The sequence below is a fragment of the Microbacterium sp. NPDC055502 genome (assembly GCF_053643635.1).
In genome coordinates this window covers 1,983,354-2,005,276 of record NZ_JBSHKJ010000001.1, presented here as the reverse complement: position 1 = coordinate 2,005,276, position 21,923 = coordinate 1,983,354, and the positions used below count along the sequence as shown (strand labels likewise).

The window sequence follows — 21,923 nt, the reverse complement described above, 5'->3', positions numbered from 1 at the left end:
TCGCGGTCCCGGGAGTCGTGCGCACGCCGAGAGGGGCGCGCGAGCCTCGCCCGCGCGCCCCTCCGCCCGATCAGTGCGCGCGACGGCGGCGTCCGACCGCCACCGCACCGGACGTGAGCAGCACGAGCGCCAGCACCGCCGCCGCGACCGGAAGCTCTGCGCCCGTGGCAGCGAGGCCGCCCGCGGCGCCCGTGCCCTCCGCGATGCGCAGGTCAGCCCAGCCCAGCAGGGCTCCGTCCGCCGCATAGACCGCGATGCGGTGGGCGCCGAGGGCCGCGTCCGCCGGGACCGTGACCGTGAGGGCGCCCGTCGCCGAGAGGGTCCCCGTGGCGAGGCGCACCGGGTCGGAGTACAGCCACACCTCGGCGGCGGAGCCGGCGGCGGCGGAGCCGACCGTGACCGTGACCCGCTGACCCCGGCTCGCGACCGCCGGGTCGACCGTCACGCCGTGACGGTTGCCGTCGACGAGGTCGGTCCCCGGCAGCGGCGGAGTGCCGGTGCCCGGGTTCTCGCCGCCCGGGTTCTCGCCGTCCACGCCGCCTGGCAGCGTGCCGGTGCGCAGCGCCTGCGCGGCGAAGCCGTCGGCGAACCACCACACCGGGCGCTGTCCGTCGACAGACAGCGAGGCCGGCGCGGTCGCGAAGCCCTCGTTGTTGATGTCGGGCATGCCCGCCGGTCGCGCATAGTGGGCGATGCCCGGCTGTGCGGTGCCGTTGAGGGTGATCTCGGCAGAACGACCCTGGCAGCCGTCGTCGCAGACCGCCCACAGCGTGTTCCGCACCGTGTCCCAGTCGAGGGCCATGACGCCGGCGAGACCCGGCGCGAGCTCCGACACCAGGGTCGCGGTGCCGTCCGCGGCGAGCGCGAAGGCGTAGACGTGCCCGTTGTCCTCCACCGCGACCAGGAACAGGCCGCTGCCGTGACCGGCGTGGTCGGCGGGGTCGTAGGCGGCGCCCGTGGTGTCGTCGAAGAGCTTCCCGGCGAGCGCCGCGTCCGGCACCCACTGCACGGCCTCCACGCCGAGGTTCGCGCCGACCGCGGGAAGCAGTGCCGTCAGATCCCACTCCTGCAGGGCGACCAGGTCTCCGGCGTTCGCCTCGGGGTCGACCTTCAGCACGACGTTCCGGTTCACGCCCTTCGCGCTGTTGTCGCGCTCGGAGGCGACGTAGACGAAGCCGTCGCCGTCGACCGTGATGCCCTCGGTGTCGGGGCCGGCGGCGCCGGGGTCCTGCGCATCCTTCTGGAAGCGGACGCGCTTGCCCTCGTCCCAGCCGTCGGCCTTCTCGACCGAGCCGTCGGCGTGCGCGTCGAGCTTCCAGATGCGCCCCTCGCCGTTGTCCACGACCCACAGCACCGCACCGTCGGCCGTCTCCTGCACGTCGAGGCCGGAGCTGTCCTCCAGGAACGTCGGGGTCTCGTCGACCACGCGCACCTCCGCGGAGCCGGGCCACGCGCCCACCGGCACCTCGCCGGCGCACACGTTTGCTGCACCCTTGGTCGACTCCGCAGTGACCGCGAAGGCGCCCGTCAGATCGGGGCAGCGGCCCCAGGTGACGGCCGCGTGCCCCTCACCCCAGCTGGTCTCGTCGACGAGCAGATCGCCGTCGAACACCCGCACCGCGTCGCCTCCGCCGAGGCCGAACCCGAGCTGCGCGCGCTCGATCACGAGGTAGCCGCCCGCGGCGATCGAGGTGCCGGCGGGGATCGCGTAGGCGTGCGCGTCGTCGTCGTCCTTCACGACGATGCCCGACACGTCGAGGGCCGCCGTCGTCGGGTTCACGAGCTCGACCCAGTCGTCGGGCGAGCCGCCGTCGGACTCCACCTCGTTGATGCGCACCGGGTTGCCGCAGGCGTTGCGCGCTCCCTTGGTGGCGGCTGGTGCATCGATGAACTCGCCCGAGCCGTCGGCGCAGCGCGCCCACACACCCTCGGCGTGTGCGGGGTACACGTGCTGATCGACCGCGGTGCCGTTCGCGTCGCGGATCGTCACGGTGTCGCCGTTGCCGAGCCCGAAGACGAAATCCTCGGGCTGGTCGAACACCAGGTAACCGCCGGGCGCCAGCACGGTGCCGGCGGGAAGCGGCGTGGTCTCGGCGGCGTGCCCGACCGGGTCGTTGTCCATCACGGTCCACCCCGACAGGTCGACCGGCGTGCTGCCGGTGTTGATGACCTCGACCCAGTCGGTGGCGTCGCCGTTCGACTCGATCTCGTTGATCGCGACCGACGGCAGGACGCAGGAGTTCGCCGCTCCCGGGGTCGCGTAGGCGAGCACGAACGCGCCGACCCCGTCGGGGCAGCGGGCCAGAGTGGCCGCGGCGGCGTCCCCGTCGATCGCGGCATGACCCTGCCAGGGCAGCGTGTCGTCGATCATCGCTCCCGACGCGTCGAAGAGACGGATGCGGTCGGCGCTGCCGATGCCGATCGGGTCGCGGAACGCGGTCTCGACGCCATCGACCAGGCCGATCGTGCCCTCCTCCACCACGAGGAACTGCCCCGCCGCGATCTGCGTGCCCGGCAGGAACGTCCAGCGGTGGTCGTCGGAGTTGTCGCGGACCTCGTATCCGGAGAGGTCGAGCGCCTCGGCGCCCGGGTTGTGGAACTCCACCCAGTCGGCGGGCTGCGAGTCAACCTCGTTGATGCGGATCGAGCCGTCGACGGGCGCGACGCTGCAGTCGTTGGGCGCTCCCGGCGTCACCGCGGTCGCCGGCGCCCAGGCCCCCGTGCCGTCGGGGCAACGCGCCCATACCGACAGCGGGGCCGTGTTGTCGTACGCGTAGGAGTCGACCTCGACGCCGCTGGGGTCGACGAGCACGACCTCGTCGCCCTTGCCGAGCCCGAACGGGAAGTCCACGTCCTTCACGAGCACGAGGAACTCGCCGGGCGCCAGCACCGTGCCCTCCGGTGCTCGACCGACGCTGTCGCGCTTCTCGTCTGCGATGGTCCAGCCCGCGAGGTCCACGGGGGTGTCGCCCGCGTTGTACAGCTCGACCTGGTCGGCGAGCCCGGTGGGCGCGTCGTCGTAGACGATCTCGTTCAGTACGAGCCCCGACGGGTCGGCGACCGACGCGGTCTCTTCGGTCGGACGGACGCCGGTGGCGGCGACCGCGGCGGGGGCGGCGAGCAGGGCGGCGGCGCTCAGTGCGCACACCGCCGCGACCGCCGCTGCGGACTGCAAGCGGGGCATGGAGTCTCCTGGAGGGATCGCCCGGACGGGCTCAGACGGGTACGAGCCCAGACCACCGACCCCCGGTGGACGCCGTCGGTCCGCCCGGTGCACGGACGGTGAACGGCGGGTGGCGATCCCGCGGCCTCCGTCGCTGTTTCATCCCGATATCCCAAAACCCCTGCGTCCGCGTACCCGCGACTTCGACTTACCGTGGCCCGCACGAGGCCCGGATTCCGACCGGTCCTGATGCCCGGGTCCACCAGTTTCGAGGGAGTAGCAACGTGCAAACGACAGTCAATTCCGGGCGGGGATCCCGATTCTCCGCCGCCATTTTGACGGCCCTGTTGGCCTTCATGCTGACCATCGGGACAGCAGAGCAGGCTAGCGCGGCGATGCATTGGCGTCCATGGCAAAGCGGTTTCAAATCGATCAGCACCTGCGAAGCTCGCTGGAAGCACCTGAAGTCGTCTGGCCTCGCGGCCAAGTACGGCCTCTATGATCACCAGTGCCGTCGCGACACGAAGGCTCCCGGTTACCCATGGCCGCCTTATAAATACGCGCTCTGGGTCCTGGAAGACAACCCCTACGACCCCTGCGGATGCTGATGCCCCCTATCGAACCCCTTACAGCATTCCTCGGCGTGGGCTCGACGGTGACATGCACGGGCGCTCTTCGACGAGAGGGCGATTTCCAGCTTGAGATCGAGCGCCCCTCCGAACCACCGCTTCCAGGAGCGCGACTGCGTCTCACCGATCCGAGCGCCGAACTTCTGGCCGCTCAGGACGGCGGCCTCGTGCAGATCCAGGCAACGGTGACGGAGCGTGCGCTCCGGGTGATCTCGGCGCGTCCAGCGTTGACGCGCGAACCGCCGGCGAGATTCCGCGGAATCGAGGAGCATGTTCCCGCGCCGTTCGACGCGCCGTTCACCGAGGACGTAGCGAACCTGCTGTTCTCCGACGATCCGCCCCTCGCGGCCGAGTGGGTTCCGTTGTGCCAGGAGCGTCACGGGTCACGCCACTACCTTCACTACGTGGTGGCGTACGACGTCGACACGGTGCGGGATCGACTACGCCCGTTCTTCGGCGACGATCTCCGCGTCGTAGCCTCCGCCCACACGCTCGCGCAGGTGCGCGATGCACACGCTCGAATCGTCCGCGCCGATCCGCTCAACCTCGAAGCCGTGGGAAGTCGTCTCGATGCGGAGGGCCATCCTGTGCTCACCGTTCAGACCCTGTTCCCCGACGACGACCTTCGCGTGTTGGCGGCGTCGGACGTCAGAGCACTCGTCGAGTACTCGAGCTGGGTCAGAGAATCCGAGCACAGGGCGTGACCTCCCGTACCGTCAGGCGATCCGCGTGCCGGGCGGAAGGCGTCGCGCGGGCGTGCGGGTGCGCGCCCAGGCCCCGGCGAACAGCGATCCGGCGATCACGACCTGCACCCCGAGCCCCACGAACCAGCTGGGCACCGACGACTCGATGACCTCCTGCGGCGTGCGGTAGTTCCCGTCCGTGTCGCACTCGTCCCACCGCTGCTCCAGCGGTGACTGCTGGGCGCTGCGCAGGCCGTACTTGATCTGGCCGAACAGGTCGACGGGGTACCCGTCCGAGGAGAACTCGGTGGGCGTGGCATCCGCGAGCACCACGAACGGGTTCGCGGCGAGCGCCCACCACACCAGGTCGAAGCGCGGCGCCTCGTAGGTCGTCGACACCTCCCACCGGTCGCACTCGACGTTGCCGTTCGCGTCGTACGGACGGCTGTAGCTGGTGGCCTCGCTGCGGATGGCCATGCCGCCCAGCGCGAAGACGATCAGCGTGCCGACCACGAGCCCCGAGACGACGAGGTAGGTGGCCGCGACGGAGAACAGGGGGCGCGCGATGAGCCCGCTGAGCCCGACCCCGATCGCGGCCACCACCACGATCTCGGCCGCGAGCACGAGCAGCGACACCAGGAGCACGAGCGGATCGGCGCCGCCACCGAGCAACGACAGCGCCAGGAACGGCACGGCGACGAGCAGGAACGCCCCGCCGGTCGCGATGGCGGCGAGGAGCTTGCCCAGCATGATGTCGCCGGTCGACGCGGCCGTGACCTGGATCGCACCGAGGGTGGCGGCATCGCGGTCGCCGTTGATCGCGTTGCCGCTGAGCGTCGGCGAGACGAGCACCACGAGCAGCAGCACGATGTTGACGACGATGGAGTACACCCCGGCGCCGACCGCGTCGCCCCAGGAGTACACGGCGAACGCGAGCCCGGTGATGCCCAGCAGCACGAGGGCGAAGACGCCGAGGAGCACGTACCAGCCGACGCTCCGCAGCCGCTGCGTGAGTTCGAGCCGGGCGATGATGCCGATGTTCGCGAGACTCATGCGCCGGCCTCCGTTCCTTCGGTGGTCGCGGGCGATGTGGCCGCGGGCGGGGCGGGCGGTGGCGGGGTCGGCGCGGTCGCCGGCTGTGCGGGCGCGGGGTGCTGCAGGTGCAGGAACGTGTGCTCGAGGTCGCTCTGCGCCGGTGCGAACTCCGCCACGGGCAGTCCCGCCTCCACGAGCCGCCGCAGCGACTGGGCGGCCGCGTCCTCCCCGGCGAACCCCACGAGCACGGCGCCGCGGTCGACGGCGAGCGACTCGGGCGCGAGGCCGAGCTGCGATGCCACCTGCCAGGTGTCGGCGCTCAGACGCTCCGGGGTGACGCCCGCCAGGCGGATGCGCCACGCGCGCACGCTGCTCTGCGCGGGGGCGGCGTCGACCACCGATCCGGCGACGAGGAACACGGCGTCGTCGACGACCTCTTCGAGCTCCGACAGGATGTGGCTGGAGATGAGGATCGTGCGACCCTCGGCCGCGAACCGGCGCAGCAGCACCCGCAGCTGCACGCGCGCTTCGGGGTCGAGCCCGGAGGCCGGCTCGTCGAGGAGCAGCACCTGGGGGTCGTGCACGAGGGCGCGGGCGAGGCCGAGCTTCTGCTTCTGTCCGCGCGACAGCACCTTGGCCGGCGAGTCGGCGAGCTCGCCCAGGCCGACGAGGGCGAGCAGCTGCTGGGCGCGGACGGCGGCATCCGCGGCGGTGATGCCGTAGAGCCGGGCGGTCGTGACGATGGTCTCGCGGGCGGTGAGCGAGGGCCAGGCGCCGAGGGCGTCGGGCATCCAGCCGAGCAGTCGCCGGGCCGCGAGCGGATCTTCGGCCGGGTCGACGCCGCCGATGCGGATCGTGCCGGTGTCGGGTGCCAGGAGCGACGCGAGCATGAGCAGCAGCGTGGTCTTGCCCGCACCGTTGGGCCCGACCAGTCCGGTCACCTTGCCCGGTTCCGCGCGGAGGGTGGCCGAGCGTACGGCCTGCACCGTCCCGAAGGCCCTGCTGACGTCCTGCACCAATATTCCGGTCATGCGGTCAGTCTGGCATCGGTTCGCGCGCCCACCCGGGACCTCCGGGCGGATCCCCAGCCGCGCCCGCGACCGGATGACACAATCGCAGAATGCGCACGATCCTCAACATCATCTGGGTCATCCTCGCCGGCTGGGCCCTCTTCCTCGGCTATCTGCTCGCCGGAGTGCTGCTGTGCATCCCGATCGTCACCATCCCCTGGGCGATCGCCTCGTTCCGCATCGCCCGCTACGCCATCTGGCCCTTCGGCCGCGAGGTCGTCAGCAAGCCGACCGCCGGCGTCGGCTCGTTCCTCGGCAACGTGCTCTGGGTCATCCTCGCGGGCTGGTGGCTCGCGATCGGACACATCGTCTCCGGCCTCGCCCTGTGCGTCACCATCATCGGCATCCCGATGGGCATCGCCGACTTCAAGATGATCCCGGTCTCCCTCATGCCCCTCGGCAAGGAGATCGTCTCCACCCGCCGCGGCGCCTTCGACCGCACGCTCTGACCCGCGGACGTCAGCCCCGGAAGAACGCGACACCCAGGTCGGGGTGGTCGACGAACACGCCGTCCACGCCCTGCCGCGCGATCACGTCCCACTCGGCCTCGTAGTCGCCGAACGCCCCGCGCCCGCCGTCGCCGCGGAACCGCGGGGCGAGGAACGCGTTCTCGGGGCGGCAGGTCCACGTGAACACCGACAGGCCGCGGGCGTGGGCATCCGCGACGATCGTGTTCCCCTCGGCCAGCAGCATCTTCTTGTCGACGCTGATGCCGTCCACCTCACCCACCAGCGCGTCGAGCCCCACGGGCGTGACCGTCTCGGGGTACGTGCGCGCCCGCTTCCCCTGCGCGACGGCCAGGTCGTACGGACGCCCCTTCGCCTCGATCAGATACACGTACGACGCCGGCACCCCGAGCGCGCGCAGCTGCCGCAGCACGGTCGACTCGAAGCTCTCGATCACCAGCGGCAGCGCGCCGTCCGCCCATCCGGCCTCGCGCAGCTCCGCGGCGATGAGCGGCGCCAGGTCGAGACCGACACTCGCGAAGTAGGTGGCGTGCTTCACCTCCAACACCACGCCGATCTCCCTGCCGTGCTCCACCGACCCCTCGCGCACGAGGTCGAGCACCTCACGCAGCCGCAGGATCGCCTGGCCCCCGTCGAAGCTCGCGCTCGACACCCGCACCTCGGGCAGCCGCTCGCGGGTGCGCAGCGTGGCGAGCTCGTCCCACGTGAAGTCCTCGGTGAACCAGCCGGTCAGCGTCGCGCCGTCCACGCGCTTGGTCGTCCGGCGATCGGCGAACTCGGGGTGTTCCGCGACGTCGGTCGTGCCCGAGATCTCGTTCTCGTGGCGCACGATCAGCACCCCGTCCTTCGTCGCCACCACGTCGGGCTCGACCGCGTCCACGCCCATCGCCAGCGCGAGCTCATAGGAGGAGCGGCTGTGCTCCGGGCGATAGCCGGGGGCTCCGCGATGCCCGATCACGAGCGGGTTTTTCCTGGGCACGCTCACAGCGTAGAACACCCCGCGCGTGTCGCCGCCCGGGTATCGTGGAGGAAAGCGACCTACTACCCCCCTTTGGAGTGAGGCCCACCAATGAGCAACTTCGCTTTCAACAATCCTGCGTTCCAGCAGCAGGACCCGCGCAACGTCGCGACGTATCCCGGCGCTCCGCAGGCTGCTCAGGGTGCGCAGAACGCCTCGTTCACGCACGCCTCCGTCGACGCCGCCACCAACGCGCAGCTCGAGGGCATGTACGCGGCGCCGCCCGCCGGCGCCATCGAGACCGACCGCATGTCGGTCGAGGACACGGTGTGGAAGACCGCCGGACTGTTCGCGATCCTCCTCGTCACCGCCGCGGTCGGCTGGGTGTGGACCCTCGGCGGCATCTCGGCCCCGCGCTTCGACCCGTACGGCGGCAACACCGTCAACATGCTGCCGTGGATCATCGGCGCGCTCGGCGGCTTCGTGCTCGCGATGGTCATCACCTTCACCTCGCGCAAGACGGTCCGCCCCGCGCTGATCTTCGCCTACGCGGCGTTCGAGGGCCTGTTCATCGGCGGCATCTCCGCGTTCTTCGAGGTCCGCTGGCCGGGCATCGTGTTGCAGGCGACGCTCGCCACGATCGCTGTGGTCGGCGTCACCCTGGCACTGTTCGCGAGCGGCAAGATCCGTGCCTCCAAGAAGGCCACCAAGATCTTCCTCGTAGCCATGATCGGCTATCTGGTCTTCTCGCTGCTGAACCTCGTGCTGATGTGGACGAACGTCCTGCCCGCTGAGCAAGCCTTCGGTCTGTACAGCGCGAAGATCATGGGTATCCCGCTCGGTCTGATCATCGGCGTGCTCGTGGTCATCATGGCCGCGTATTCGCTGGTGCTCGACTTCGACCAGATCCAGCAGGGTGTGCGCAACGGCGCTCCCCGCAAGTACGGCTGGCTCGGCGCCTTCGGCATCATGGTCACCGTCGTCTGGCTGTACGTGGAGATCCTGCGGATCATCGCGATCGCCCGCGGCAACAACTGACGCCCGTCGCGACAGAGGCCCGTCTCCCCTCGGGGAGGCGGGCCTCTTGCCATATCCGGGGAGTGCGGCGCAAGGGGTTGGCACGCGACTGCCGATCGCGGCACTGTGGATATCACGAAGCCCCGGCACCCCGGGGCTCCCGACATCAAGGAGCTGACCATGAGCTTTCTCGGCTTTCTTCTCCTCGGCCTCATCGCCGGAGCCATCGCCAAGCTGATCCTGCCCGGTAAGCAGGGAGGCGGGTGGTTCGTCACGCTGCTGCTCGGCGTCGTCGGCGCCCTGCTCGGAGGATGGCTCGGCAGCCTGATCCTCAACCGTCCTCTCACGGAGTTCTGGGACCTCGGAACCTGGCTCCTCGCCATCGGCGGCTCGATCATCGTGCTGCTGATCTACGGCCTCATCGTCGGCCGTGGCCAGAAGGTCAACGACTGACGCGCGACCCCACTCGACGCGCCCCCGCGTCATCACGCCCGTCCCTCACGGCTGCGACAGCATCCGTGAGGGGCGGGTCTTCTTTGTCCCCGGACCCGCCCTCGCCGGGGATGGCCGGCGCGACGACGGGGCTCAGCTCACCGCCCCGCGGGCCTTGCGCTCCAGCAGCGCACGCTCGCGGTCGTTGCCCGCGATACCCGCGGCGACCGCGAACTCGCTGCGGGCCTCGTCTTCCCGCCCGAGACGCCGCAGCAGCTCGCCACGCGTCGCCGGGAGCAGGTGATAGCCGCGCAGCGCGCCCGACGCCGCGAGCTGGTCGACGATGCGCAGCGCCGACGCGGGGCCCGTGGCCATCGCCACCGCCGCGGCGCGGTTCAGCTCCACGACCGGGGACGGGGCCAGGCGACCGAGCGCCTCGTACAGCAGCACGATCCGATCCCAGTCGGTGTCGTCGACCGAGGCCGCGATGGCATGGCACTCCGCGATCGCCGCCTGCAGGCCGTACACCCCGCGACCGCGTCCCAACCCGTCCGCCGTCGCCAGCGCGGCGCGACCCCGGACGATGCGACTGCGATCCCAGCGGCCACGATCCTGATCCGCGAGCAGCACCGGGTCGCCGTTCGCGTCGCGGCGGGCCGGGAACCGGGCGGCGGTGAGCTCCATCAGCGCGAGCAGACCGTGCACCTCCGGCTCACGCGGCATCAGCGCCGCCAGCACGCGCGCGAGACGGATCGCCTCCTCGCTCAGCTCCGGACGCATCCACTCCGGGCCGCTGCTCGCCGCGTGCGCCTCGTTGAACACCAGGTACAGCACGCCCAGGACCGCCCCGAGCCGCTGCGCATGCTCGTCGCGCGGCGGCGCCTCGAACGGCGCATGGGCCGCCGCGAGCGTCTTCTTGGCCCGCACGATGCGCTGCTGCACGGTCGCGGTCGGCACCAGGAACGCCCGGGCGATCTCCTCGCTCGACAACCCGCCGACCACGCGGAGGGTCAGCGCGACCTGCGCCTCCCTCGACAGCACGGGGTGGCACGCGATGAAGATGAGCCGCAGCACGTCGTCGTCGACCTCATCGGGGTCCCACGGATCCCGCACCTCGGCCTGCTCGCGCTCCAGGTCGTGCGCGATCAGGGCCAGACGGTCGTCCAGCCGCTCCCGACGCCGCCACGCGTCCACCGCCTTGCGCTTGGCGACCGCGGTGAGCCACGCGGCCGCATTGCGCGGCACCCCGTCGACGGGCCACTGGCGCAGTGCGTCGACCAGCGCCTCCTGCGCCAGATCCTCGGCGAGCCCGAAGTCGCCGACCATGCGGGTGAGCGTGCCCACGATGCGTGCGGACTCGATGCGCCACACCGCGGCGACGGCCCGCTCCGCCGACCCCTCTGCGGGGGCGGAGCGTGCCGTCACGTCGTGCGCGTCCATCGGCCGGCGGTCACTGCTGCTCGGCGCGGCGGGCCTGCTCCTCGCGCCAGCCCGCCTCCTTCTCGATCCACTCGTTGTCGGCGGGGAAGTCCTCCGGGCCGGTCACGCGGCGCACCTCGAGGTACGACCCGGGTCCGAGCGGCGCACGGCTCGCCCACTCCGCAGCCTCCTCGCGCGACGACACCTCCACGATCCAGAAGCCGTTGAACAGCTCCTTCGTCTCCCCGTAGGGGCCATCGGTGATCAGCGGCTTGTCGGCGCTGAAGTCCACCACGAAGCCCTCCGCGGCGTCCGTCAGGCCCTCGCCGGCGACCAGCACGCCCGCCTTCATCATCGACTCGTTGTATCGGCCCATGGCCTCGATGACCTGCTCGAAGGGCATCTCCTGGTACGCCGCCACCGCGTCGTCGGTCGCGCGCATGATGAGCATGAACTTCATGATGTTCTCCTTGTCGGATGGGCCGTCTCTCGACCCTCTCATTGAAGACGTCGAACGGGAACGGCCCGGATCGACATCGACGGAGAACTTTTCCTCCGACGTCCGCGCCGCCGCGGATCAGGCGCGTCGAGAGGGGCGGGCGGAGACCTCGGCGACCACGCCCGTGAGGGCGGCGAGGGAGCGCTCGGGGCTCCAGGCCGCCGCGACCGACGGCGCCTCGGCGCGCAGCACGGCCAGACGATCGGCGTCGGTCAGCAGATCGCGGAGCGCGGTCGCCAGTGCGCCCTCGTCGCCCGCGGGCACCAGCACGCCGCCACCCGCCCCCAGCACATCGCGGATGCCGTAGCGGACGTCGTACGACACGACCGGTGTGCCGTGCAGCAGCGCCTCCACGACCCCGAGCGGCTGCCCCTCGAACGCGGTCGACGTGAGCAGCAGCGACGCCCGGTCGAGCACCGTGGCCGGGTCGTCGGCATACCCGGCGAGCACCACGCGGTCGCCCGCGTCGAGCTGGGCGATCAGCGCCGCCAGCCGCTCCTGCTCCGGCCCCGTGCCCCAGATCTCCAGTCGCGTGCCGGCGACATCGGCGGCGAGGAACGCACGGATCGCGTGGTCGATGCGCTTGCCGGGCGCGAGACGTCCCAGCACCACCACGAGACCATCCTCGCGCAGGTCGGCGCGGGCCGTGACCGGCGCGATCGGGTTGGGCACCACGACGTGATTCGCGGACGCCCCGAAACGCGCGACCACGTCGTCACGCTGCGTCGCGGTCGGCCAGACCACCGCGTCGAAGCGGTCGGCCAGGCGGAACCACCGCGTCCACAGCGTGTTCATGGTCGCGTCCGGCGTGTACGGCGCCTCCACGTGCATCGTGTGGATCGTGTGGACGATGCGCACGCGCGGGTCGTCCCAGTCAGCGATGAGCTCGCCCAGCTGCCGCGACTCGCAGATCACGACGACGCGACGGTCGCCCGAGGCGGCCACGACGTGGTCGAGCCACGCCCGGTACAGGCCGCGGAAGCCGTGCAGGGCGCCGGCCACTACTCCCGCGGCGTCGTACACCAGCACCGGCTCGTCGGTCAGGTGCCAGTCCGGGTTGCCCGGGATCACCGGGAGCGCGGCGAACGGGCGGCCCTCGACGTCGCGCAGCACCCGGTACTCGACGTCGGGGTCGGCGACGACGGCGGCATCGGCGGTCTCCCGCAGCCACGCAGCCGCCCCGCCCTCCGGTGCGATGGCCTCATCGAAGAGGTTGCGCATCCGCCCCGGGTCGGACAGCGCGCCGCGCTCCGTGAACACCCGTCGATGCTCCGCGTGGTCGGCGGCGGTACCCGGATCGAACGTCAGCAGTTCCGGTCCGGCGCCGTCGCCGACGCCCGCCGCGGCCAGCATCCGGGCGCGGGCGAGGGTCGCGATCGTGTATCCGCCGTCGAGCCCCGGGATGAGGCGGCTGGACAGCACCAGGTAGTCCGCGTCCGGAAGCACGGGTGGGGACTCCTCGGTCATCGTCTCGCACCTCCTCGGCGGACGCGGGAGCCGATCACTCGGCCCCCGTCACTCCCACTCGATCGTCCCCGGGGGCTTCGACGTGACATCGAGCACGACCCGGTTCACGTCGCGCACCCCGTTCGTGATGCGGTTCGAGATCTTCGACAGCACGTCGTACGGCAGGCGCGTCCAGTCGGCGGTCATGGCGTCTTCGCTCGACACCGGACGCAGCACGATCGGGTGGCCGTACGTGCGGCCGTCGCCCTGCACGCCCACCGAGCGCACGTCGGCCAGCAGCACCACGGGGCACTGCCAGATCTCCTGGTCGAGTCCCGCCTTCGTCAGCTCTTCGCGGGCGATGGCGTCGGCCTCACGCAGAATCTCGAGACGGTCAGCGGTGACCTCACCGATGATCCGGATGCCGAGGCCGGGCCCCGGAAACGGCTGCCGTCCGACGATCGCCTCGGGGATGCCGAGCTCACGGCCGATCGCACGCACCTCGTCTTTGAACAGAGCGCGCAGCGGCTCGATCAGCTCGAAGTCGAGATCGTCGGGCAGGCCGCCCACGTTGTGGTGCGACTTGATGTTCGCGGTGCCCGCGCCTCCGCCGGACTCCACCACGTCGGGGTAGAGCGTGCCCTGCACGAGGAACTTCACCGGGGCGCCGCCGTCGGCCTTGGCCTCCTCGACCAGGTCGAGCTGCACCTTCTCGAACGCGCGGATGAACTCGCGGCCGATGATCTTGCGCTTCTCCTCCGGGTCGGTCACACCCTTCAGGTGCCCGAGGAAGGTCTCGGCCGCGTCGACCGTGATGAGCCGCACGCCGGTCGACTCGACGTAGTCCTTCTCGACCTGCTCGCGCTCGCCCTTGCGGAGCAGCCCGTGGTCGACGAACACCGCCGTGAGCTGGTCGCCGATGGCCTTGTGGACGAGGGCGGTCGAGACCGCGGAGTCGACACCGCCGGACAGCGCCGAGATGACGCGGGCGTCACCGACCTGCTCGCGGATGCGCTCGACCTGCTCGGCGATCACGTTGTCGGGGTTCCAGTCGGACGCGAGGCCCGCGCCCTTGTGGAGGAAGTTCTCCAGCACGCGCTGGCCGTGGTCGGAGTGCTTGACCTCGGGGTGCCACTGCACGCCGTAGAAGCGGCGCTCCTCGTTCGCGAACGCCGCGACCTTGGTCGCCTCGGTCGTGGCGAGGACCTCGAAGCCCTCCGGCGCCTTCGCGACCTGGTCGCCGTGACTCATCCACACGTTCTGCTCCGCGGGCTGACCGCCCAGCAGGACGCCGCCGTCGCCGGAGATCACGGCATCGGTGGCGCCGTACTCGCGCAGCCCGGTGTTCGCGACCTCGCCGCCGAGGGTCTGCGCCATGTACTGGAAGCCGTAGCAGATGCCCAGCGTGGGCACGTCGAGGTCGAACACGGCGGGGTCGAGCTTCGGCGCCCCCTCCTCGTACACCGACGACGGGCCGCCGGACAGGATGATCGCCACGGGGTTCTTGGCGGCGATCTCCGCGGCCGTGGCCGTGTGCGGCACGATCTCGCTGTAGACGCCGGCCTCCCGCACACGACGGGCGATCAGCTGCGCGTACTGCGCGCCGAAGTCGACGACGAGCGCGGGGCGCTGCTGGGTCTCGGACTGTTCGGTCAACGGACACCTTCCGGGGCGGTCGCGGAGGCCTCCTCGGCCTCCCGGGTGGCGAGATAGGACTTCACTTCACGGGCGACGATGGCCTCCATGAAGAACGACAGCAGCGGCACGACACCGCCGAGGGCGAGCAGGATGAACCGCGGGAACGGCCAGCGCATCAGGCTCCACATGCGGAAGCATGCGAACAGGTAGACCACGTAGAACCAGCCGTGGGCCACCAGGATGAACAGCGACAGGTTGAAGCCGTCGCCCAGCGACGTCATCTCGCAGGAGTTCGTCATCGGGGCGAACAGCGACCACCACTGGCAGGCGGGACCCGCGATCACGCCCGCGAACCAGAGCGGTCCGCCGGAGCCTCCCGCGAAGAGCTCGAGGTGGATCGGCGTGTACTTGAGCACCATCTCGGTCAACAGCAGGAGCAGCATGACTCCCGTGATGATCGACGCGATCTGGTAGAACTTCAGCGCACCGCGGATCGCCGGAAAGCTGGCGACTTTCGGTTCGGGCATGGGTCCAGTCTAGTCGGGGTCGCCCGATGCCGAATCCGGCCGGCGGCTCCGTCTCCCGCGGCACGACGGAGGCCGCCGGGATCGCTCCCGACGGCCTCCGCTGCGGTCATCCGTTCCGGACTCAGAACCAGCCGGAGATGAGGTCCCACAGCCAGTCGATGATCGCGCCGACGATGCCGCCCGCACGGTTCACCGTGACGGTCGCGGTCGCCGCGTCACCGTCGGCCTGAGCCGCCGAGACCGTGTACTTGCCCGGCTGTGCGCTCTTCGGCACGGTCACCTGCGTGGTGAACGTCCCGTCGGCGCCGACCTGCACCGTGCCGACCTGCACCGCCGCGCCCTTCTTGGGCTGCAGCGCGATCGTCACGGTCTCGCCCGGCACATACCCCTCGCCCGTGACCGTGAGCTTCTTGCCCGCAGCCACCTTGGAGGAGCCGAGCTCGATCGTGCCGGCGAACTCCTCCTGGCCGGCGATCGTGAGGGGCACCTGCACCGTGGTGCCCGTCGCGGGGACGTTCACCGTCAGCACCTGGTCGCCGAACACCCCGGACGGCACCGCGAACGTGAGCGCCGCACGGCCACCCTCGTCCGTGGTGTCGACCACGGCCGGGTCGACCGTGCCCGAGGCGAGCGCCGTGTCGCCGAGCGACAGCGTCACCTCGCCCGGTGCGGCCTCTCCGCCGCTGAACGCGAGCGACGAGAGCGACACCGTCACCTGGTCGCCGGCGCTGTACCCGTCGGCATCGGCCGGGCTGAGCGTCACGCCGACCGCGCGCTGGGCGAGATCGGGCGTCGCGGTCTTGTTCGCGTCGAACCAGTCCACCATCGACTGCAGGTCGATCTTGCCGGTGTCGCGCTTGCCCGCGCCCTCCTTGAAGGTGGCGAAGTTGTCGCCACCCGCCGCGAGGAACGAGTTCGCCGCCACCGTGTACTGCGCGTCCGGGTCGACCGGGGCGCCGTTCAGCGTGATCGACGTGATGCGCGAGCCCTGCGCCGCGGTCGGGTCGTAGGTGTAGACGAGACCCTTCGAGACGCCGAGCTTGAGGAACGGACGTGCCGACCCCGCCGGCTGCCACTGCTCCTCGAGCACGCCCTTGAGCTGCGTGCCGGTGAGGGTCAGGGTGACCAGCGTGTTGGCGAAGGGCTGGACCGTGGCCGCCTCGCGGTAGGTGACGTTGCCGTTCGGATCGCTCGCGGACGACGACGCGTACGTGAGGTTCGCGCGGATGCCTCCCGGGTTCATGAGAGCCAGGTCGGCGCCCGTGGACCACTGCTGCACGTCGGCCACGAAGTTGCCGATCGTGGACTCGCCGCCGCGGTTCTCCGAGCCGTTCGTCTGCCGCGCCCGGTTGAAGTCGGCGGTGATGTCACCCACCTTCACGGCGCCCAGCACGTCGGCCTCGGCCTTGGCGGCGTCGACGATCGCCTGCACCTCCGGCACCGCCGGGTACAGCGGCTTGCCGGCGGCCGTGAGCGGCTTGATCTCGTTGGTGATCGAGAGCAGCTCCTTCGTGGTCGGGTCGACCTGCAGGTTCATCAGCCCGAGGTTCTCGCCGTACTGACCGGCGGAGACCACGGGGCGACCGTCGATCACGTGGTTGTACGCGAGGTGCGTGTGCGCCGACACGATCGCGTCCACGTCGTCGTCCACCCCGTAGACGATCTCACCCAGCGGGGAGTCCTCCGTGATGGCCGACAGCGCGGTGCTCTCGGCACCCTCGTGCACGAGCAGGATCACGACATCCGCCTCGCCGTTGGACGCGTCACCGTCGCGCAGGTCGTCGGCCACCGCGTTGACGGAGTCGACGATGCTGCGCACCTCGAGATCGGCGATGCCCTCCGGGGACACCAGCGAGTCGAGGTCTTCCGTGACGGCGCCGACGAACCCGACGCGCACGCCGTCGACCTCCTTCACCCAGGCCGGGGCGAGCGCGGGCTCACCGGTCTCAGTGACGAACACGTTCGACGAGATGTACTCCCAGTCCGCACGGTCCTGCACGCGATCGCGCAGGTCCTCCCAGCCCTGGTCGAACTCGTGGTTGCCCGCGGCGCTCACGTCGAGGCCCGCCGCGTTGAGCGCGTCGATCGTGGGGTTGTCGTCGTTGATGAAGGAGGTGAACGTCGACGCGCCGATCAGGTCGCCTGCTCCCGCGAAGATCAGGTTCGGGTTCGCGTCACGGAACTGGTGCACCGCACCGGCGAGCACCGCGGCACCGGCCGCGGCCCCGTCGGCCTCGATGCGGCCGTGGAAGTCGTTCACCGTGACCACGTCGATGCTCACCGGCGGGATCTCCGCGGAGACGCCGACGATGATCGGGTCGTGGTCGCTGGAGCGGTACGGAGTGCCCTCCTCGGTGGCGCCGAACGCGTAGCCGCGGTCGCTCCACTCCGGCGAGTTGATGCCCCAGACGCCCGCGCCGGTGATCGACGAGACGAGCGACGGCGACGCGATCACGTGGTCGAGCGAGCCGAGCTCGCCGTCGAACGTGTACGTGTACTGACCGTCGGTCTCGTCGGCGACCAGGTCGCTCCACCCCTGCGAGGTGAAGACGTCGATCGGGTCTTCCTTGCCGTAGGCGTTGAAGTCGCCGATCAGGAGCATGTCGCTGCTGCCGGTCGTCTCTTCCAGCTCCGCCGTGAAGGCGAGGATCGCGTTCGCCTGCGCCACGCGGTCGGCGTTGAAGAAGCCCTGGCCGTCGGCCGGCTCCGCCCCCGCACCCTCGGGCGGCGACTTCGACTTCAGGTGGTTCGCGACCACGGTGACCACGCGGCCGTCGATGTCGAACGCCTGTGCGATCGGCTCGCGCGCGTTGCCCCACACGGACTCGTCGGTCGTCGTGAGACTGTCACCGACCCGCTTCACGGCGTCCTTCTTGTAGATGATCGCGTTGGTGATGTAGTCGGTCGTCGCCGCATCGTTCAGCGCCTCGGGCGTGGGCACGTAGCCCCACACGTCGCTGCCGGCGTCGGCGTTCAGGCCGGCGACCAGATCCTTCAGCGCCGTGTCGACCGGCTTGCCGAGCTTGACCGAGTTCTCGATCTCCATGAGCGAGACGATCTCGGCGTCGAGGCCGTTGATCGCCGCGACGATCTTGGACTTCTGGATCGCGAACTGCGCGGCGTTCGCGGCGCCCCGCGCGTTGGAGTTCTCGCTCTTCAGCGTCGTGAAGTAGTTGTAGACGTTGAACGACGCCACCTGCACGTCGCCACCCACCTCGGGCGCCTCCGTCGGACGCGGGTTCGTCGCCGCGAAGCCGACCTTCAGCTCGGCGGGCGAGGAGTCGTCGATCGGCACGACCGGCTGCAGACGCCAGTCGTCGAAGCCCCACTGCAGCACGTAGCCGTTGTCGCCGAAGTCGACCGTGTCGCCGTTGCGGACGACCTGGTCCTTCGTGAAGTAGGGCTGCTGACCCGGGTGGCCGCTGTTGGTCACCTGGATCGACCAGCCGTCGTCGAGCAGGATGCGGTTGGCGCGGTTGGCCGCGGCGATCGCGGCGGCGTCGGCACCGGGACGCGTGGTCTCGGTGCTCTTCACGGCCAGGGCATCTCCTGCGTTCAGCCACAGCGTGCCGTAGTTGTACAGCTGGTGGCTCGACGCCAGGCGGTAGGTGCCCTCGGGCGCGACGAGCATGTTCTCGTACTGCTCCCGGTCGGCGCCCTGCACCGTGGCGGGCAGCGGAGTGACCGCGGGCACGCCGACGCCCGGCGTGACCACCGTCACGTCCGCCGCGGCGGCCGGGTTCACCTGCGTCTGGCCGTAGTACTCGCTCACGGTGCCGGTGACCGAGACCAGGTCGCCGATCGCGAGCGTGGGGGCCAGCGCGTTCAGGAAGACGAAGACGCCGTCGGAGGCGCCGGGGGTCGCGTCGGTCGCGCCGCCCGAGCCCTGCGTCTGGATGACGATGCCCTTGTAGCCGCCCGTGCGGTAGTCGGCGGTGACGACGCCCTCGACCTGCACGCGCGTGCCGTTCAGTGGCGAGACGTCGGTGGTGCCCTGCACCTCGGCGATGGTCGCCTTCTGCGGCTCCGTGCCGGGGTCGGTGCCCGGGTCGGTGCCGGGGTCGGTGCCACCGGAGTTCTGCGGGGTGATGGTGGCGGACAGCGAGAAGTCGACGCCGTTGTCGTCGGTGTCCGCGCCGTTCGTGCGGTTCAGCGACCGCACGTCGGTGTTGCCCGACGGCGCCGTGGCCGCCTTCGTCTCGAACGTGTTGGAGGTGCCGTAGCCGAGCAGGTCGACGACGCCGTCGGCTCCCGCCGCGGACCCGGGGGCGAGCGTGATCGCCGTGGTGCCCTCGACCAGGGCGATGGTGCCGTTCGTGCCGCTCGGGGTGAGGCCGGTGACCGCGTCGGGCGTGGGCAGCGCGGCGCCGTTCGTGCCGTTGCTGTTGCCCTGCACCAGGAAGTAGCCGCCGGCGGGGATGCTGCCGGTGAGCGGCGCGATCCCGGTGAACGCCGCCGAGCCGGTCGCCGAGCGGTACTGCAGGGACATGCCGTCGAGCGACACCGCCTCGGACGTGGGGTTGTACAGCTCCACGAACTTGTTCGTGTACGCCGCACCGGCACTGCCTCCGGAGAGGTACGCCTCATTGATCACCACCCCGGTCCCGGTCGGATCGGCGACGGCGGGCGTCGCGACCAGCGAGCCGAGGCCCAGGGTGGCGACGCAGGTCACGGCGAGAGCGCCGATGCGCCCCCTGGTTCTGCGGTGCGAGAGGGGGGTCATGGGCTCCCCGTGCTCTGAAGCGGACATCATCGGTGCTGTCTCCTCGATCGTGTATCGACCCTGCTCAGGACGCTGTCACCGCACGCATCGGGAACTCCCAGCGTGCGCACATGGAGCGAGCATACGAAGCGGGTCGGACATCCTCAACGGAGTTTTCACGATGGTCACCGACTGCTCACCGAAGGGCCGCGCGCACCCCTGACGAAGGTTCACATCGGGGCACGGCCGCGCGCAGAAGCGCACCGGAGGTCGCGCGGATGCGCACGCCGTTCAGACGCTCTCGGCCGCCGCCGCGTCCTCGAACTCCTCGACCTCGCGCTCCCACGCGTCCTTCGCCAGGCGGTACCAGAGGTAGAACGCGAAGCCCGCGAAGATCGCCCACTCCACCGCGTAGAACACGTTGAGCCAGTTCACCGGCGACTGCTCGTCGGGTGCCGGCGAGGAGATGTCCTCGAGCCCCGCCGTCGCGGTGGTCGAGGCGAGGTACGGGCGGTACACGTCGAGCTGCTCCGTGTCGTGCCAGCGGCTGAGCAGCGCGGCGGGCGACATGCGGTCGAGACGCTCCGGGTCGCTGCGCGGCGGCACCGACGGCCCCTCGTCCGAGATGATGCGCCCCGCGACCTCGACCGGGCGACCGTCGGCCTCCGCGGCCAGGCGCTCCACCGCGGCATCGGCGGCCGCGCGGTCGGGAGCCCAGCCGATCGCCACGGCGATCGACACACGCTCGTCCACCCGCAGCTGTCCGGTGACCCAGAACCCCTCGACGCCGTCGTTGAAGCGGCTCGACACCACCAGGAAGTCGTCCGGGATCCACGTCCCGCTCGTCTCGACCCGCTGCCCCACGAGGGGTTCGGCGAGGTACTGCCCCGGCTCGACCACGTCGGACAGCGGCCGCACCTGCTCGGTCACGCCGGGCGGCGGCGGGTCGGTCTCGATCGCGCGCTCCAGCTGCCACTGCCCGAGCCACGCGAACACCCCGGCGACCACGAGGCACAGCAGCAGCATGCCGATCCAGCGTCCGCGCAGCATGACCTCACGGAGGGTCGGCGGGAACGGGGCGGGGGCGGTCACGGTGCAGCGGCGGCGGCTCAGGCCTCGTACGGGGCGAGCACGACCTCGACCCGCTGGAACTCCTTGAGGTCGGAGTATCCGGTGGTCGCCATCGACTTGCGCAGCGCGCCGATGAGGTTCGCGGTGCCGTCGGCCACGGGCGCGGGGCCGTACAGGATCTCCTCGAGCGTGCCGATGCCGCCCACCTCGACCCGGCGGCCGCGCGGGAGCTTGGGGTGGTGCGCCTCGGGGCCCCAGTGGAAACCCTGCCCCGGCGCGTCGGTCGCGCGGGCGAGGGCCACGCCGAGCATGACCGCGTCGGCGCCCATCGCGAGAGCCTTCACGATGTCGCCCGAGGTACCGACGCCGCCGTCGGCGATCACGTGCACGTAGCGCCCGCCCGACTCGTCGAGGTAGTCGCGGCGCGCAGCGGCGACGTCGGAGACCGCAGTGGCCATCGGGGCGTGGATGCCGAGGGTGGCGCGCGTGGTGGACGCCGCTCCCCCGCCGAAGCCGACCAGCACGCCGGCCGCGCCGGTGCGCATCAGGTGCAGCGCCGCGGTGTAGGTGGCAGCGCCGCCCACGATGACCGGGACGTCGAGGTCGTAGATGAACTTCTTGAGGTTGAGCGGCTCGGCCACGCTCGACACGTGCTCCGCCGAGACGGTGGTGCCGCGGATGACGAACAGGTCGACGCCCGCCGCGGCCACGGTGTCGTAGAACTCCTGGGTGCGCTGCGGCGTGAGGGAACCGGCGACGGTGACACCGGCCTCGCGGATCTCGGCCAGGCGCCGCGTGATGAGCTCGGGCTTGATCGGCTCGGCGTACAGCTCCTGCATGCGCACGGTCGCCCGGTCGTCGGCGAGACCCGCGATCTCCGCGAGCAGCGGCTCCGGGTCCTCGTACCGGGTCCACAGACCCTCGAGGTCGAGCACGCCCAAGCCGCCCAGCTGGCCGAGCATGATGGCCGTGCGCGGGCTCACGACGGAGTCCATCGGCGCGCCGAGCACCGGGATCTCGAAGCCGAAGGCGTCGATCGTCCAGGCGGTCGACACGTCCTCCGGGTTGCGCGTGCGCCGCGAGGGCACCACCGCGATGTCGTCGAACGTGTACGCGCGACGGGCGCGCTTTCCTCGGCCGAGCTCGATCTCCATGGTCACCCGTCCA

General features: G+C 71.0%; 16 protein-coding genes. 4 read left to right on the top strand and 12 right to left on the bottom strand.

Features of this window, described 5'->3' with window-relative positions:
• Positions 1-70: 70 nt before the first annotated feature.
• Complete coding sequence (locus ACWH95_RS09825) at positions 71-3,184, bottom strand: lamin tail domain-containing protein (protein WP_378803472.1); 3,114 nt, start codon at positions 3,182-3,184, stop codon at positions 71-73.
• Positions 3,185-3,764: 580 nt separating this feature from the next.
• Here ACWH95_RS09825 and ACWH95_RS09820 point away from each other — a divergent pair.
• Positions 3,765-4,496, top strand: coding sequence for a hypothetical protein (locus ACWH95_RS09820; protein WP_136033541.1), 732 nt, complete (start codon positions 3,765-3,767; stop codon positions 4,494-4,496).
• 12 nt (positions 4,497-4,508) lie between these two features.
• Here ACWH95_RS09820 and ACWH95_RS09815 read toward each other — a convergent pair whose 3' ends face one another.
• On the bottom strand, positions 4,509-5,528 hold the full coding sequence (locus ACWH95_RS09815) for an ABC transporter permease (RefSeq protein WP_136033543.1): 1,020 nt from the start codon (positions 5,526-5,528) through the stop codon (positions 4,509-4,511).
• Positions 5,525-6,541 (bottom strand): ABC transporter ATP-binding protein, encoded by a 1,017-nt coding sequence (locus tag ACWH95_RS09810; RefSeq protein ID WP_136033545.1) that lies wholly within the window; start codon positions 6,539-6,541, stop codon positions 5,525-5,527. Before ACWH95_RS09810 ends, ACWH95_RS09815 begins: the two co-directional genes overlap by 4 nt.
• Positions 6,542-6,630: 89 nt before the next feature.
• On the opposite strand from ACWH95_RS09810, the gene ACWH95_RS09805 reads away from it, so the two are divergent.
• A complete protein-coding gene (locus ACWH95_RS09805; RefSeq protein WP_136033547.1) occupies positions 6,631-7,029 on the top strand; it encodes a YccF domain-containing protein in 399 nt (132 codons plus the stop codon).
• A 10-nt stretch (positions 7,030-7,039) separates the two neighbouring features.
• Here ACWH95_RS09805 and ACWH95_RS09800 read toward each other — a convergent pair whose 3' ends face one another.
• Positions 7,040-8,026: a glycerophosphodiester phosphodiesterase family protein gene (locus ACWH95_RS09800; RefSeq protein ID WP_378803470.1), complete on the bottom strand. Its 987-nt coding sequence runs from the start codon at positions 8,024-8,026 to the stop codon at positions 7,040-7,042.
• Between the two features lie 90 nt (positions 8,027-8,116).
• Between ACWH95_RS09800 and ACWH95_RS09795 the strand changes: the two genes are divergently transcribed.
• Together ACWH95_RS09795 and ACWH95_RS09790 are read left to right on the top strand one after the other, a co-directional pair.
• Positions 8,117-9,043 carry a Bax inhibitor-1/YccA family protein gene (locus tag ACWH95_RS09795; RefSeq protein ID WP_136033551.1) on the top strand — a complete coding sequence of 309 codons (927 nt, stop codon included), beginning with the start codon at positions 8,117-8,119 and terminating at the stop codon, positions 9,041-9,043.
• 159 nt (positions 9,044-9,202) lie between these two features.
• Positions 9,203-9,475, top strand: a complete 273-nt coding sequence (locus ACWH95_RS09790) for a GlsB/YeaQ/YmgE family stress response membrane protein (RefSeq protein ID WP_136033553.1) — start codon at positions 9,203-9,205, stop codon at positions 9,473-9,475.
• Positions 9,476-9,607: 132 nt separating this feature from the next.
• On the opposite strand, the gene ACWH95_RS09785 is transcribed toward ACWH95_RS09790, so the two are convergent.
• The 8 genes from ACWH95_RS09785 to ACWH95_RS09750 form a co-directional block, all read right to left on the bottom strand.
• Positions 9,608-10,894 carry an RNA polymerase sigma factor gene (locus tag ACWH95_RS09785; protein WP_454120591.1) on the bottom strand — a complete coding sequence of 429 codons (1,287 nt, stop codon included), beginning with the start codon at positions 10,892-10,894 and terminating at the stop codon, positions 9,608-9,610.
• 10 nt (positions 10,895-10,904) lie between these two features.
• Positions 10,905-11,333, bottom strand: a complete 429-nt coding sequence (locus tag ACWH95_RS09780; RefSeq protein WP_136033557.1) for a YciI family protein — start codon at positions 11,331-11,333, stop codon at positions 10,905-10,907.
• A 117-nt stretch (positions 11,334-11,450) separates the two neighbouring features.
• Positions 11,451-12,839, bottom strand: coding sequence for a glycosyltransferase (locus ACWH95_RS09775; RefSeq protein ID WP_378822563.1), 1,389 nt, complete (start codon positions 12,837-12,839; stop codon positions 11,451-11,453).
• Between the two features lie 48 nt (positions 12,840-12,887).
• Positions 12,888-14,474 (bottom strand): glutamine-hydrolyzing GMP synthase, encoded by a 1,587-nt coding sequence (gene guaA / locus ACWH95_RS09770; RefSeq protein ID WP_136033560.1) that lies wholly within the window; start codon positions 14,472-14,474, stop codon positions 12,888-12,890.
• The gene (locus ACWH95_RS09765) at positions 14,471-14,983 is read right to left on the bottom strand and encodes a DUF3817 domain-containing protein (protein ID WP_454120590.1); all 513 of its coding nucleotides are present in this window, start codon (positions 14,981-14,983) and stop codon (positions 14,471-14,473) included. The genes guaA and ACWH95_RS09765 overlap by 4 nt, the downstream gene beginning before the upstream one ends.
• Before the next feature lie 121 nt (positions 14,984-15,104).
• Positions 15,105-19,706, bottom strand: a complete 4,602-nt coding sequence (locus ACWH95_RS09760; RefSeq protein WP_454120589.1) for an ExeM/NucH family extracellular endonuclease — start codon at positions 19,704-19,706, stop codon at positions 15,105-15,107.
• Positions 19,707-19,976: 270 nt separating this feature from the next.
• Positions 19,977-20,735 (bottom strand): SURF1 family protein, encoded by a 759-nt coding sequence (locus tag ACWH95_RS09755; protein ID WP_136036415.1) that lies wholly within the window; start codon positions 20,733-20,735, stop codon positions 19,977-19,979.
• Between the two features lie 59 nt (positions 20,736-20,794).
• The gene (locus tag ACWH95_RS09750; RefSeq protein ID WP_136033579.1) at positions 20,795-21,910 is read right to left on the bottom strand and encodes a GuaB3 family IMP dehydrogenase-related protein; all 1,116 of its coding nucleotides are present in this window, start codon (positions 21,908-21,910) and stop codon (positions 20,795-20,797) included.
• Between the last annotated feature and the right edge of the window lie 13 nt (positions 21,911-21,923).

Coding starts and splice junctions, on each gene's coding strand:
- ACWH95_RS09825 (WP_378803472.1), bottom strand. CDS start 3,184: ATGCCCCGCTTGCAGTCCGCAGCGGCGGTCGCGGCGGTGTGCGCACTG.
- ACWH95_RS09820 (WP_136033541.1), top strand. CDS start 3,765: ATGCTGATGCCCCCTATCGAACCCCTTACAGCATTCCTCGGCGTGGGC.
- ACWH95_RS09815 (WP_136033543.1), bottom strand. CDS start 5,528: ATGAGTCTCGCGAACATCGGCATCATCGCCCGGCTCGAACTCACGCAG.
- ACWH95_RS09810 (WP_136033545.1), bottom strand. CDS start 6,541: ATGACCGGAATATTGGTGCAGGACGTCAGCAGGGCCTTCGGGACGGTG.
- ACWH95_RS09805 (WP_136033547.1), top strand. CDS start 6,631: ATGCGCACGATCCTCAACATCATCTGGGTCATCCTCGCCGGCTGGGCC.
- ACWH95_RS09795 (WP_136033551.1), top strand. CDS start 8,117: ATGAGCAACTTCGCTTTCAACAATCCTGCGTTCCAGCAGCAGGACCCG.
- ACWH95_RS09790 (WP_136033553.1), top strand. CDS start 9,203: ATGAGCTTTCTCGGCTTTCTTCTCCTCGGCCTCATCGCCGGAGCCATC.
- ACWH95_RS09785 (WP_454120591.1), bottom strand. CDS start 10,894: ATGGACGCGCACGACGTGACGGCACGCTCCGCCCCCGCAGAGGGGTCG.
- ACWH95_RS09780 (WP_136033557.1), bottom strand. CDS start 11,333: ATGAAGTTCATGCTCATCATGCGCGCGACCGACGACGCGGTGGCGGCG.
- ACWH95_RS09775 (WP_378822563.1), bottom strand. CDS start 12,839: ATGACCGAGGAGTCCCCACCCGTGCTTCCGGACGCGGACTACCTGGTG.
- ACWH95_RS09765 (WP_454120590.1), bottom strand. CDS start 14,983: ATGCCCGAACCGAAAGTCGCCAGCTTTCCGGCGATCCGCGGTGCGCTG.
- ACWH95_RS09760 (WP_454120589.1), bottom strand. CDS start 19,706: ATGACCCCCCTCTCGCACCGCAGAACCAGGGGGCGCATCGGCGCTCTC.
- ACWH95_RS09755 (WP_136036415.1), bottom strand. CDS start 20,735: ATGCTGCGCGGACGCTGGATCGGCATGCTGCTGCTGTGCCTCGTGGTC.
- ACWH95_RS09750 (WP_136033579.1), bottom strand. CDS start 21,910: ATGGAGATCGAGCTCGGCCGAGGAAAGCGCGCCCGTCGCGCGTACACG.